Annotated in this window: 10 protein-coding genes and 1 pseudogene; 10 read left to right on the forward strand and 1 reads right to left on the reverse strand. The window is 58.8% G+C overall.

Going from position 1 to position 13,839, the window contains the following annotated elements:
• Positions 1–40: 40 nt before the first annotated feature.
• The 9 genes and pseudogenes from CRO62_RS10420 to CRO62_RS10465 all read left to right on the forward strand — a co-directional run bounded on the left by CRO62_RS10420 (position 41) and on the right by CRO62_RS10465 (position 11,571).
• Complete coding sequence (locus tag CRO62_RS10420; protein ID WP_097100103.1) at positions 41–985, forward strand: ABC transporter permease; 945 nt, start codon at positions 41–43, stop codon at positions 983–985.
• Positions 982–1,801: pseudogene (locus tag CRO62_RS10425) on the forward strand (ABC transporter permease). The gene CRO62_RS10420 and the pseudogene CRO62_RS10425 overlap by 4 nt, the downstream one beginning before the upstream one ends.
• Entirely contained in the window at positions 1,798–3,432 is a 1,635-nt protein-coding gene (locus CRO62_RS10430; RefSeq protein WP_097100104.1) for an ABC transporter ATP-binding protein, read from the forward strand. Before CRO62_RS10425 ends, CRO62_RS10430 begins: the two are co-directional and overlap by 4 nt.
• A 13-nt stretch (positions 3,433–3,445) precedes the next feature.
• On the forward strand, positions 3,446–4,288 hold the full coding sequence (locus CRO62_RS10435) for a serine hydrolase (protein WP_179784491.1): 843 nt from the start codon (positions 3,446–3,448) through the stop codon (positions 4,286–4,288).
• Between the two features lie 29 nt (positions 4,289–4,317).
• Positions 4,318–5,862: an ABC transporter substrate-binding protein gene (locus CRO62_RS10440; RefSeq protein ID WP_179784492.1), complete on the forward strand. Its 1,545-nt coding sequence runs from the start codon at positions 4,318–4,320 to the stop codon at positions 5,860–5,862.
• A 127-nt stretch (positions 5,863–5,989) separates the two neighbouring features.
• Positions 5,990–7,432, forward strand: a complete 1,443-nt coding sequence (locus CRO62_RS10445; protein WP_097100107.1) for a M20 family metallopeptidase — start codon at positions 5,990–5,992, stop codon at positions 7,430–7,432.
• Between the two features lie 362 nt (positions 7,433–7,794).
• Positions 7,795–8,724, forward strand: coding sequence for a sugar ABC transporter substrate-binding protein (locus tag CRO62_RS10455; protein ID WP_097100108.1), 930 nt, complete (start codon positions 7,795–7,797; stop codon positions 8,722–8,724).
• A gap of 241 nt (positions 8,725–8,965) precedes the next feature.
• Positions 8,966–10,507: a sugar ABC transporter ATP-binding protein gene (locus CRO62_RS10460; protein ID WP_097100109.1), complete on the forward strand. Its 1,542-nt coding sequence runs from the start codon at positions 8,966–8,968 to the stop codon at positions 10,505–10,507.
• 32 nt (positions 10,508–10,539) lie between these two features.
• Positions 10,540–11,571 (forward strand): ABC transporter permease, encoded by a 1,032-nt coding sequence (locus tag CRO62_RS10465; protein ID WP_025595623.1) that lies wholly within the window; start codon positions 10,540–10,542, stop codon positions 11,569–11,571.
• Between the two features lie 98 nt (positions 11,572–11,669).
• Here the strand turns inward: CRO62_RS10465 and CRO62_RS10470 are convergent, their stop codons facing one another.
• Complete coding sequence (locus CRO62_RS10470; RefSeq protein WP_097100463.1) at positions 11,670–12,425, reverse strand: gamma-glutamyl-gamma-aminobutyrate hydrolase family protein; 756 nt, start codon at positions 12,423–12,425, stop codon at positions 11,670–11,672.
• Positions 12,426–12,728: 303 nt separating this feature from the next.
• Here CRO62_RS10470 and CRO62_RS10475 point away from each other — a divergent pair, with 303 nt between their 5' ends.
• On the forward strand, positions 12,729–13,826 hold the full coding sequence (locus CRO62_RS10475) for a TRAP transporter substrate-binding protein (RefSeq protein WP_003510986.1): 1,098 nt from the start codon (positions 12,729–12,731) through the stop codon (positions 13,824–13,826).
• The last annotated feature ends 13 nt before the right edge of the window (positions 13,827–13,839 follow it).

The following is a 13,839-nucleotide window of genomic DNA, read 5'->3' on the forward strand; positions in this document are numbered from 1 at the left end:
AGGCGGGAGCACGTTCCCGGCCATCAATCGTGGGGAACCGATGATAAGATTCATACTGAGCCGTCTTTTGATGGCGCTGCCGACGATCGCCTTTGTGTCGATCACGGTCTTTGCGCTCATCCGTTTCATTCCGGGTGATCCGGCCGCCCTGATGCTGGGCGACATGGCGCAACCGGAACAGATCGAGGCGATGAGAACAGAGCTTGGTCTCGATAAGTCCATGCCGCAACAGTTCTTTATATGGGCGGGCAATGTGGTGCAGGGCGATTTCGGCCGGTCCATCGTCAACGACGAGGCAGTATTGCCGCTGGTCGTGTCGCGGTTCCTCGTCAGTGCTGAGATCGTCGTCGTCGCCGTTCTTCTCGCCAGCCTGATTGCGGTTCCGGCGGGTGTGATCGCCGCCTGGAAACAGAACAGCCTGACCGATCTTGCACTGGTTGGAACGGCAACCCTGCTTTTGTCCATACCGACATTCTGGCTTGGGCTTCTGCTTCTGTTGTTCTTCGGCCTCAAGCTCGGCTGGCTGCCGGTGCTGGGATACGTGTCGATCAGCGACAATCTCGTTGGCGGCATGCTCTATCTCGTCCTGCCTGTCATGACGCTGGTGATCCACGAAATGGGTGTTCTGATCCGCATGGCCCGCGCCTCCACGCTTGAAGTGCTGCGGTTGGATTACATTACCCATGCCCGCGCCAAGGGACTTTCGGAGAGCGCCGTCCTCTGGCGGCACGCCTTCAAGAATGCCTTTGGTCCGACATGGACGATGATCGGCCTCATCCTCGGCAATCTTCTCGGCGGCATCGCCGTCATCGAGACGGTCTTTACCATTCCGGGGCTCGGGCGGCTGATGGTCGACAGTATCTTTGCGCGTGACTACCCCGTCATACAGGGCTGCCTGCTGTTCGTTTCCCTGTCCTACGTGCTGGTCAATCTCTTCGTCGACCTTCTTTATCCCCTCTTCGATCCGCGTGTGGTTGCCGAATGAAAAAGTTCACACTCAACGGGCTTATCGGCGGCGTTCTCATCGGCCTCCTGCTCATCACTGCCATTACCGGGCCTGTTCTGGACGCCCTATGATCCGATGAAGCTCGGTTTCGCCTCGCGGCTGGCCGCGCCCGGTCCCAGCCATCTTCTCGGCACCGACGAATTCGGGCGCGATGTTCTCAGTCGCCTGATGGTCGGCGCGCGTGCCAGCGTCTGGATCGGCTTCCTGACGGTCAGCTTCGCAACGATCTGCGGCACTCTGATCGGTCTTGTCAGCGGTTATGCGCGCGGCTGGGTTGATGGCGTCATCATGGCCATCAACAATGCGCTTCTCGCTTTTCCAGGCATTCTCCTGGCGCTTGGCCTTCTCGCGGTCTTTGGTGCCAACCAGTACGGCATAATCTTTGCGCTCGGCATCGCCTACACGCCGTCCATGGCCCGCGTGGTGCGTGGCGCCGTATTGTCGCTGCGTGAGCGCGAGTTCATCGAGGCATCGCTGGTGATGGGCAATGGCGAGATCTACACCATGTTCCGCCATATCCTGCCCAATTGCATCGCGCCGATCACGGTGCTTGCCACGTCCATGTTCGGCTGGGCAATCCTCTCGGAAAGCGCACTGTCCTTCCTCGGCCTTGGTGTGCCACCGCCGGCCCCCACCTGGGGCAACATGCTGGCCGCCGGCCGACCCTTTATTCAGCAAGCCGTCTGGCTCGGGCTTTTCCCCGGTCTCTGCATCGCGCTGACACTGCTCGGCATCAATCTTCTGGGCGATGCCCTTCGCGACAGGCTTGACCCGCGCATGAGAGGTCTCAAATGACGGACAATACTCTTCTTACCGTGCGTGGCCTTTCGCTGGAGGTCGCAGGAAGCGGCCACCGGGTCGTCAAGGATGTTTCCTTCGATATTGCGCCTGGCGAAATCTTCGGCATCGTCGGCGAAAGCGGATCGGGAAAGACGCTGGCCACCCGCGCGCTCATCTCGCTTCTGCCCCCGGCAATTGCCGTCACCGGCGGATCGGTCATCTACAAGGGAAGGGACGTGATGTCCCTGCCGGCAAGGGAACTTCGCCGCCTGCGCGGCGCGGAAATCGGCGTCGTTTTCCAGGAGCCGATGACCTCTCTCAATCCGTCGATGACGATTGGCCGGCAGCTTGAAGAAGGCCTGATCCTTCACACCAAGTTATCGCCGGAAGAGCGCCGCGAGAAAATTCTCGAGATGCTGAGACGGGTCGGCATCCGCGATCCCGAAGGGGCGCTTGCTGCCTATCCGCATGAGTTTTCCGGCGGCATGCGCCAGCGCATCATGCTGGCCTCGGTCATGCTCCTGAAACCGGCGCTGCTGATCGCCGACGAGCCGACGACGGCGCTCGATGCCGTCATCCAGCGCGACGTCATGGAACTGATGGTCGAACTGACACGGGCGGAGGGAACAGCCGTCCTTCTCATCAGCCATGACCTGCCGATGGTGGCCCGCTATACGAGCCGTATCGTGGTTATGGAGAAGGGCGTGATCGTCGAACAGGGTCGCACCGAAGACCTGCTAGATGCGCCGCAGCATCCCTATACGAAAAAGCTGCTTTCCTCTTTGCCCTTCCGGGGCGAGCCGCGTGTCGTCGACAGCAGCAAGGCGCCGATGATTTCAGCCCGAAACATCGTTGTCGATTATGCCGGACGCAAGTCACTGCTGAAGAAAGCCAAGCCGAAGCGGGCGCTGCATGGGGTCAGCATCGATATTCACGAAGGTGAGGTCGTGGCGCTGGTCGGTGGCTCCGGCTCCGGCAAGACCACGCTTGGCCGCACCATTGCCGGTCTCGTAAAGGAAAGCGAAGGGCAGATCCAGTTTCAGGGGCGGGAACGCAACGAGGACTGGAACGACTATCGCCTGAATTGCCAGATGGTGTTTCAGGATCCCTATTCATCACTCGATCCGCGCATGACCATTCAGGCGCTGGTGGAGGAGGCGTTGCGTCTCGTCCCCGGTCTCGATCAGGCCGCCAAGCGCAAGCGGGCGCTGGAAACGCTGGAAGAGGTGGGGCTTGGCGCAGACTATGCCAGCCGTTATCCGCACGAGCTTTCCGGCGGCCAACGCCAGCGCGTGGCGATTGCCCGCGCCATTGCCCGCCGTCCGCGGTTCCTGATCGCCGACGAACCGGTTTCCGCCCTTGACGTGACGGTGCGGGCGCAGGTGCTCGCTCTCTTTTCCGATCTGCAGAAACGCTACGGCTTTTCCTGCCTGTTCATCAGCCACGATCTCGGCGTGGTCGAACAGGTGGCCGACCGTGTCGTCGTCATGCAGGACGGCCGTATCATCGAAGAGGGCGACCGCGACACGATTTTCGACAGCCCGAGAGAGGCCTACACACGCCGGCTCCTCTCGGCCATTCCCGCCCTCGACCAGAATGAAAAGGGCGGTGTGACACTCAAATGGCGTCTGGAAGAAGAAGTTTAACAGGAAGATGACAATGACTGTGGCTGCCCAACTGAATGCTATCTGTGATGCACAGCCTTTTGTGACGCGCTTCATGGTGCGCAATCTCCTGACCGGCGAAGAGATCGGACGGGGAGAAAACGAGGAGACCCCATCGGGCAGCACCCGCAAGACGTCGATCATGATGGCCGTGCTCAAGGCCGCCAGCGAAGGGCGGCTCGATCTCGACCAGCCCGTCACCTATGAGAAGAGGCTGGCGGAAGAGGTGGCCAGCGGCATGTTCCGCTATCTGACACCGGGTATCGTTATTTCCCTGCGCGATGCGCTCGCCGGCATGATGGTGCTGAGCGACAATGTCTGCACCAAGATGGTGCTGGAGCGGCTGACGCTTGAGGAAGTGGACAGCTATTGCAAGACGCTCGGTATGACCAATACCCACCACCGTTTCCTCATTCCGCCGTTGGCGCTGGCGGCCGATCATCCGCTGAAGACCGTCACGACCACCTCGGCGGCGGACCAGGTGCTGCTGCTTCAGACCATTCTTGATGCCCAGTCCTCGCCAGAGGCGCAGGCAAAGCTCGGCTGCAGCCCGCAATTGTGCGGCTGGGCAATGCAGACGCTGAAAAAACAGATATTGCGTTATGGAATCCGCTCCCGCCTGCCTTTCGAAGCGATGGTGGCCAGCAAAAGCGGACGCGGCAAGCGCGGACGCATGGATGCCGGCATCGTCTACAGGAACGGCGCGCCGTCTTTCATCATCACCGCCTATACCGATGAAGTGCCGCAGACCCTGCCGGACGGTACGCCGGGATACACCATCGCGCTCGAAACGATCGGCCGGCTGGCACAGGCCTGCTGGGATGGATTTCAACAATGATAATCAACGACAACAAAGAGGGTAGAACAGTGAAAAAACTTCTTCTCGCAGGCGCGGCCCTGCTCGTAACAGCCAATATCGCGGCGGCTCGCGACATCACCATCGCGCAGAGCTCAGATCTGCGCAGCAGTAATCCCGGCGTCAATCGTGACGGCAATACGGACGGGGTGATCCTGCACATCGTCGAAGGCCTCGTCGGTTACAACAATGGCGGCGAAGTAAAGCCGCTGCTTGCCGAGAGCTTCGAGGTTTCGCCAGATGGTCTCACCTATACGTTCAAGCTGCGCGCGGATGTAAAATTCCATAACGGCAAGCCGCTCACCGCAGAGGATGTCGTCTGGAACTGGACGCGCTATCTGAAGCCCGAAACCAAATGGGCCTGCCTGAATGATTTCGTGGAAGGCGGTGCCGCGCATGTCACCGGCGTCAAGGCCACGGACGCCTCCACGGTTCAGATCACGCTTGAAAAGCCGTCAGCCGTTTTCCTCGGCCTGATGTCGCGGCCCGAATGCGGTTACACCGGCATGATCTCGCCGGAATCCGTTGCCGCTGACGGCAGCTTCGTCAAGCCCATCGGCACCGGTCCGTTCCAGTGGAACGAATGGAAAAAGGGTGAATATATCCGCCTCGCCAAATTCGCGGATTATGTTTCGCCTGTAAATGACGGCAAGCCGGATGGCATGGTCGGCTCCAAGCGGCCGCTGGCCGACGGCATCAAGTTCATGGTTATTCCGGACGCCTCGACCGTGAAGGCGGGCCTCGAATCCGGCGTGCTCGACACCGCCGAGATTTCTCCCGATCTCATTCCGGAGTTCAAGACGAATGAGAAGATGCAGCTCATTGTTGCCCGCAACAACGGCAAGAACCTTTTCTATATTCAGACCCGCGACAAGGTGCTGAGCAATCCCGGCGTGCGCCGCGCCATGGCGATGGCGCTTGATCTCGATGAACTGGTCGCCGCCGCGTCGAACGGTACGGGCGAAGCCAACGGCTCGATGGTTTCACAGGACTCGGTCTATTTCGATGGGACCCAGAAGAAGCGTCCGGCCTATGACATTGAGGCAGCCAAGAAGGAACTGGAGGCAGCCGGTTACAAGGGCGAGCCGATCTCTATCATCGCCAACAAGCGCGGCAATGTGCCGAGTTTTCCGGCAGCCGTCATGGCGCAGGCCATGATGCAGCAGGCGGGTCTGAACGTACAGATCGAGGTGCTGGACTATGCCACGCAGGTGGATCGTCGCCGTTCCGGCAATTATCAGGTGATCTCGCAGTCTGTCGCGCCGCGTCTCGATCCGGCCCTGATGTATGCATTCTACGTCGGTAACAAGGACAAGAACGCCTCCCTGATGTGGGATGATCCGAAGGCGATCGAGCTGATGAAGGCCGCCTACGTCGAGGCCGACCAGGCGAAGCGCCAGAAGATTTTCGACGAGTTCCACGAACTGATGCTGAAGGAAATGCCCGGCATCTTCCTTTACGACATGGTCGATGTCTGGGGCGCGACCAAGAAGCTCAAGGGTCAGCCGGTCTGGCAGTCGAACGCCCGCCTCTGGGAAGTCTCGGTCGACAACTGATCCAATATTACCCGCGCCGGAAGCAAAGCCCGGCGCGGGCATTTTCCATCATGACCGTAATGATTTGGCGGCCCCCCGCCGAAGCGTTTGCGTGCGCCCTTAAAGGGCAGGAATGCGAGGACAAGCCATGAACCGTGAAGCCGTGATGTCGATTGCCGCCGAAATCGAGTCAATGAAGCCACATTTCACCACTTTGAGCGACAGCATCTGGGATTTTGCCGAACTCAAATTCGAGGAAAGGCAATCCTCCGGGGTTCTGGCAAACGCGCTTGAGGAAAACGGCTTTGCAGTCCGCCGCGGCGTAGCCGGCATGGACACGGCCTTCATCGGTGAATTCGGTCACGGCAGGCCGGTTATTGCCTTCCTAGGCGAATTTGACGCGCTTGCCGGCATGAGCCAGATGGCCGGCGTGGCTGAGGCAAAACCGCTTGAATCCGATGCCACCGGCCATGGCTGCGGCCACAACCTGCTCGGCGTCGGCTCGCTGATGGCCGCCATCGCACTTGCCCGGCATCTGAAAGCCAACAACCTGCCCGGCACGGTGCGTTATTATGGCTGCCCCGGCGAAGAGGGCGGTTCCGGCAAGACTTTCATGGTGCGTGCCGGTCTGTTTGACGATGTCGATGCGGCTTTGACGTGGCATCCCGCGCCCTTCAACGGCGTGCGCTCCACCAACAATCTCGCGGTGCTGGAATATTTTTACCGCTTCAAAGGTGTTGCTTCCCATGCCTCCAACGCCGCCCATCTTGGTCGCTCGGCGCTCGATGCCGTTGAACTGATGAATGTCGGCGTCAATTTCCTGCGCGAACACATGCCGCAGGATTGCCGGGTGCATTATGCGATCACCGATGCCGGCGGCAAAGCGGCAAATGTGGTGCAGGCAAAGGCCGAAGTGCTCTATCTGATCCGCGCACCTGAAATGCGCCAGGCGCTCGATCTCGCAGCCCGTGTGGACAAGGTCGCGCTTGGTGCGGCCATGATGACCGAAACAGAGGTGGAGATCGTCTTCGATACCGCCTCCACCAATCTCCTGCCCAACATCACGCTCGAAACGGCGATGCATGAAAACATGGTGGCGCTTGGACCCATAGCCTTCGACGAGGCCGATCAGGGCTTCGCCAAGGTCATTCAGGACACGTTCACGGAAGAGGCAATCAAGAGCAGTATCCGGCTCTACCAGATCAAGGGCGACGTCTTTTCCAACGGGAAGATCGACGGGTCGACGCCGCTGCATCTCGGCCTGCGCGATTTCGAGGGGCAGTCGCATTTTCGTGCCGGATCGACCGATGTCGGTGATGTCAGCTGGGTGACGCCGACAGCGCAATGCTGGACGCCCGCATGGGCAATCGGGACCAATCCGCATACATGGCAGGTGGTGGCGCAGGGCAAAAGCCCGGCCGCCCACAAAGCCATGGCACACGCCGCCAAGACGCTCGCATCGACAGGTCTTTCGCTGATGACCTCGCCCGAGCTGCTTGAAAGTGTCAAAAAAGAATGGCTGGAGAAAACCGAGGGCAGTGATTATGTCTGCCCCATTCCGGCGGATGTGATGCCCGGTTTTCACGATTAAGACGTGGCGCGTCTTTCGCGCCCGTCCCACTCTTCCGTTTGTCCGTGACGTTTTATCACAGGCAACCCAGCGACTTCCGTGAAAGTGCTCAGCAAGCGCATGAGCCCCCTCCGCCCACGCTAGGGCGGAGGGGGCTATACCCGTTTTCTCTGAAAACTCCTGGTCATCACCGCCTTGTGTGCCGTCTCGCTCCACGGCCACGAAGAAAGCATTGACGTTCGAACCAAAAATGGAATAAATATATCGAACAACAGAAATTCGGTTTCATTATTCCGTTTTCTGGATGTGAGGAGTTAGCGACGGGCTCTCGGGTCCGTTTCCGGCTGGGAGAGGTGGCGCTGGACACCGAGGAGGAGAAAACAATGAAAAAGCTTATTATCAGTGCGGCTATGTCTGTGCTTTTGGGCACGGCGGCACATGCCGAGACCGTCGGTGTTTCGATGGCCCTGTTCGACGACAACTTCCTGACGGTGCTGCGCAACGGCATGCAGGATTATTCCAAGGAGCTGAAGGGCGTCACCCTGCAAGTTGAGGACGCGCAGAACGACGTTGCCAAGCAGCAGAGCCAGATCCAGAATTTCATCGCCTCCAAGGTCGATGCGATCATCGTCAATCCGGTTGATACGGATGCGACGGCGGCCATGTCGAAACTTGCTGCTGAAGCCAAGATTCCGCTGGTTTACGTCAACCGCCAGCCGGTGAACGTGGATGCCCTGCCGGACGGCCAGGCCTTCGTGGCATCGGAAGAAACCGTGGCCGGCACGCTTGAAACCAAGGAAGTCTGCCGCCTTCTCGGTGGCAAGGGCAAGGCCGTGATCATGATGGGCGAGTTGTCCAATCAGGGCGCGCGCATGCGCACGCAGGCCGTTCACGATGTTCTGAAAACCGATGAATGCAAGGGCATTTCCGTGGTTGAAGAGCAGACGGCCAATTGGCAGCGCACGCAGGGTTCCGACCTCGTCACCAACTGGCTATCCAGCGGTATCGAGTTCAATGCCGTCATCGCCAATAACGATGAAATGGCGATCGGCGCTGTCCAGGCGCTGAAGGCCGCGGGCAAGGACATGAAGGAATATGTCGTTGCCGGTGTGGACGCCACGCAAGACGCTCTTGCCGCCATGCAGGCAGGCGATCTCGATGTGACGGTCTTCCAGGATGCGGCTGGCCAGGGCAAGGGTGCTCTCGATGCCGCACTGAAGCTCGTCAAGGGCGACAAGGTGGATAAGAAGGTCTACATTCCCTTCCAGCTCGTTACCCCGGAAAACGTCAAGGACTACGTAGCCAAGAACTGACGACCCTTTACCGGCATTTGCGACCGTTTCAAGCAATATCGGAAGCAAATGCCGGTTCTGGACGGCAGTCGGCGTCTCAGACGCCGAGCGAAGCAGCCTAGAATAGAATTTCAGTGAATTCAAAGTGTTGCAGCGCTTTTGTGTGTCTTGACCGGCACGGCGCTGTAAGCCTCCCCGGAGGATGGGCGCCTTTTGGCGAAACCTCTTCCCCCGGTCATTTTTGTCTATCGTGGAGGATAAGATGGTCGTCAGCCCATCGACAATGGCCGCCGTGCGCGCCAGCGGCGCCGTGCCCAATGCAGAATATCTTCTCGCAGCGGACGGCATACGCAAGGAATTTCCCGGCGTTGTTGCGCTGGATGACGTTTCGTTCCACCTCAAGCGCGGCACTGTGCATGCGCTGATGGGTGAGAATGGCGCCGGTAAATCGACGCTGATGAAGATTCTGGCAGGTATCTACCAGCCGGATGTCGGAGAAATTCGCCTGAAGGGCGCTGCGATACGCCTCGATTCACCGCTTGATGCGCTCGAAAACGGCATTGCGATGATCCATCAGGAACTTAACCTGATGGCTTATATGACGGTGGCGGAAAATATATGGATTCGCCGCGAGCCGAAAAACCGGCTGGGCTTTATCGACCATGGCGAAATGTATCGCCGCACCCAGACATTGCTCGAAAGGCTCGGTATCGATCTCGATCCGGAAATGCGTGTCGGCGAACTATCGGTTGCAAGCCGGCAGATGGTCGAAATCGCCAAGGCGGTTTCCTACGATTCCGATGTTCTCATCATGGACGAACCGACGTCAGCGTTGACGGAGCGTGAGGTGGAACATCTGTTCCGTATCATCCGCGATCTCAGGGAACGCGGTATCGGCATCGTCTACATCACCCACAAGATGAATGAGCTTTTCGAGATCGCCGATGAGTTTTCCGTCTTTCGCGACGGCAAATATATCGGCACCCACGCGTCCACCGATGTGACGCGTGACGACATCATCCGCATGATGGTGGGGCGCGAAATTACCCAGATGTTTCCGAAGGAAGAGGTTCCGATCGGCGATGTGGTGCTGTCGGTCAAGAATCTGACACTGAACGGCGTCTTCCATGACGTGTCATTTGATGTTCGCGCCGGGGAAATTCTAGGTGTCGCCGGCCTTGTCGGTTCTGGCCGCTCGAACGTTGCGGAAACGGTGTTCGGCGTTACGCAGGCGTCTTCGGGCACTGTGGAAATCAACGGCAAGCCTGTGTCGATCGCAAGTCCGACAGAGGCGATCCGTCACCGCATGGCGTTCCTGACGGAAGACCGCAAGGATACCGGCTGCCTGCTGATCCTCAATATTCTTGAGAATATGCAGATCGCGGTTCTTCAGGACAAATATGTCGCCAACGGCTTCGTGCAGGAAAAGACGCTTTCGGAAGCCTGCGACGACATGTGCCGCAAGCTCAGGGTCAAGACGCCCAATCTTTACGAGCGCATCGAAAACCTGTCGGGCGGCAATCAGCAGAAGGTGCTGATCGGGCGATGGATGCTGACACAGCCACGCATCCTCATTCTGGATGAGCCGACGCGCGGGATCGATGTCGGGGCAAAAGCCGAAATCCACAAGCTGGTTGGCGAGATGGCGCGCAATGGCGTCGCCGTCATCATGATTTCCTCCGAAATGCCGGAGGTTCTGGGCATGAGCGACCGTATCATGGTCATGCATGAAGGTCGCGTGACGGGCTTCCTTGACAGAAGTGAAGCCACACAGGTGAAAGTGATGGATCTCGCATCGCGGTGAGGCGCGCCGGGATTTCTCGAGGAGGAATGACTATGAATACGAACGCCGCCGCCAACGCAGAGTTGGATGCAAAATCCGGGCGCAAGCCGCACAGGCGCATACCGCCGGAAGCAAATATATTTTTCGTGCTGATTGGCATCGCGCTTGTTTATGAAATTCTTGGCTGGATTTTCATCGGCCAGAGCTTTCTGATGAACCAGCAGCGCCTGACGATCATGATCCTGCAGGTGTCGGTCATCGGCATCATCGCCGTCGGCGTCACGCAGGTCATCATCACCGGCGGCATCGATCTTTCCTCCGGTTCGGTCGTCGGTCTGACGGCGATGTTGTCTGCCAGCGTGGGGCAGGCCTCCACATGGCCGCGGGCGCTTTACCCGGGTCTGACCGATCTCCCTTTCTTCATGCCGCTGGCTGTCGGCATTCTGGCTGGCGCTTTGGCCGGTTTCATCAACGGGCAGCTTATAGCGCGCACGAAAATCCCGCCCTTCATCGCAACCCTCGGCATGATGGTGACGGCGCGCGGCCTTTCCAAATGGTACACCAAGGGCCAACCGATTTCCGGTCTGACCGACGGTTTCACCTTCATCGGTACAGGTGTCTGGCCGGTCGTGGTTTTCCTCGTCGTCGCGGTTATTTTCCACGTTGCGTTGCGTTACACCCGTTACGGCAAGTTCACCTATGCCATCGGCGCCAACCAGCAGGCCGCCCGTGTTTCCGGTATCAATATCGAGGCGCATCTGATCAAGGTCTATGCCATTGCCGGCATGCTGGCCGGTCTTGCAGGCGTCGTCACCGCCGCCCGTGCGCAGACGGCGCAGGCCGGCATGGGTGTGATGTATGAACTCGACGCCATCGCCGCGGCCGTTATCGGCGGCACTTCGCTCGCCGGCGGTGCCGGCCGTATTACCGGAACAGTGATCGGCACCATCATTCTCGGTGTCATGACATCCGGTTTCACGTTCCTCAGGGTCGATGCCTATTACCAGGAGATCGTTAAGGGACTGATCATCGTGGCTGCCGTCGTCGCGGACGTCTACCGCCAGAAGAAACGCGCAAAACGCTAAGCACTCCTCCTCCCGGACCTGGGGCAGGCCTTCAAGCTTGCCCCTTTTTTTGTCCTATCGACAAGGGCCTGAGTGGCCTTGGAGGGGAGGGGTCGGTTTCAGGCCTTGCTGTTCCGGTACTCGTGAACTGCCTTGCCGAAAGCTTCGAACAAAGCGCGCGAGGGTGCGTCCGTCTCGGCCCAATATTCCGGATGCCATTGCACACCAACGGCAAAGCCCTTGGCATCGATGACGGAAACGGCCTCGATCGTGCCGTCTGCCGCCGTCGCCTCCACCTGCAGGCGTGGCGCGGTCTCGGCAATTGCCTGCCGGTGCAGCGAATTGATCTGGATTTCTCCCGAGACGCCAAGATGCTGCGCAATGCAGGAGCCTTCGCGCACATGCACCGGCTGGCGGATGGCGAAGGCCACGTCGCGGTCTTCATGTTCCGGCTTGCGGTGGTCCCAGATTCCGGGCTGTTCCTGAATTTCGGAAGCAAGCGTGCCGCCCAGCGCGACATTCAGCTCCTGAATGCCGCGACAGATGGCAAGCATCGGAATGCCGCGTTCCAACGCCCGGCGGATCAGCGGCAGGCTGGTGGCGTCGCGGGCTGGATCGAACGGGCCGTCACTCTCCTGTGCCTCTTTTCCGTAAAGAGAAGGGTGAACATTGGTGGCCGAGCCGGAGACGAGCAAGCCATCGACCCGGTCGAGGATGGCATCGACCTCATTGCCGTCTTCAAAGGCCGGAACGATGAAGGACATGACATCAGCCACCTTCAGCGCTGCGGAAAGATACTGGTTCTGCGCGGCGTGCCAGTCGGCTCCGGTGAAATGCCGGATGTCGGCGGGGACGGCGATAATCGGTTTTGGCATGGTGGCTCCGGGGCGAATCTTCGAAAATTTGTGCGACTGCCAGCGGGCCAAGTCAAGCATGTGTTTCGTCCTCGGAGCGCGATATATGCGGCTAAAGTATAAGGCGGCGTCGCGATATTTCAGTTGCAAATAAAATAGCGAAGAGACCGCTCGAAAATTCCCGATAAGGCTGGTTTTCCGGCAATTAATTCTTGGCGCGGGTGCTTGTCAGCTGGGCTGTAACCGTGCTTACTTTGCTGCGATGCCTGAACAGCACGAGGGGAATTCAAGCTGCGGGCAGCGTTGATATCTGGGAGGATATAGATGGATCGCCGTTCCTTTATGAAAAAAGGTGCGCTGGCGGGGGCTGCTGCGACAGCCTTGGCTGCGCCCGCAATTGCACAACAGAATACCAAGATAACCTGGCGACTGACGTCGTCGTTTCCGAAGTCGCTCGATACGATCTATGGTGGCGCCGAGGATATTGCCAAACACGTGGCGGCCGCTACCGACGGCAATTTCACCATCCAGCCGTTTGCGGCTGGCGAAATCGTGCCCGGCCTGCAGGCGGCCGATGCCGTATCATCGGGTACGGTGGAAATGTGCCATACCTGCTCCTATTATTACGTCGGCAAGGATCCGACCTTCGCCATCGGCACGGCGATACCGTTCGGTCTTAATGCCCGCCTGACCAATTCCTGGTTCTACGAAGGCAACGGCAACAAGCTGCTCAACGAGTTTTACGCCAAGCACAATCTCTACGGCATGATATCAGGCAATACCGGCGCCCAGATGGGCGGCTGGTTCCGCAAGGAAATCAACACCGTCGACGATTTCAAGGGCGTGAAGATGCGCATTGCCGGTCTTGCCGGCAAGGTGGTGGAAAAGCTCGGCGTGGTGCCGCAGCAGATCGCCGGCGGCGACATCTATCCGGCGCTGGAAAAAGGCACAATCGACGCTGCGGAATGGGTTGGTCCGTATGACGACCACAAGCTCGGTTTCCAGAAGGTGGCGAAATACTATTATTACCCGGCCTTCTGGGAAGGCGGCCCGGTCATCCATTCTTTCGTCAATCTGGACAAGTGGAACAGCCTGCCGAAGAACTACCAGACGGTCCTGCAGGATGCCTGTGCCTTCGCAAATACCAGCATGATGGCGAAATACGACGCGAAAAACCCCATCGCCATCAAGCAGCTGGTTTCGGAAGGTGCCGTGCTGCGGCCCTTCAGCCAGGAAATCCTCGAGGCCTGCTATAAGGCGGCGTTGGAAGTCTATGCCAATATTTCAGCAACCAATCCGGATTTCAAGAAGATCTACGAGGATCAGGTCGCCTTCAAGCGTGAGGGTTACCTGTGGATGCAGCTTGCGGAATATACTTTCGATACTTTCATGATGATCCAGCAGCGTAACGGCAAGCTCTGATTATTCGGTGCGG

Origin of the sequence: Rhizobium sp. AN6A, assembly GCF_900215635.1 — a bacterium.
Classification (GTDB): domain Bacteria; phylum Pseudomonadota; class Alphaproteobacteria; order Rhizobiales; family Rhizobiaceae; genus Agrobacterium; species Agrobacterium tumefaciens.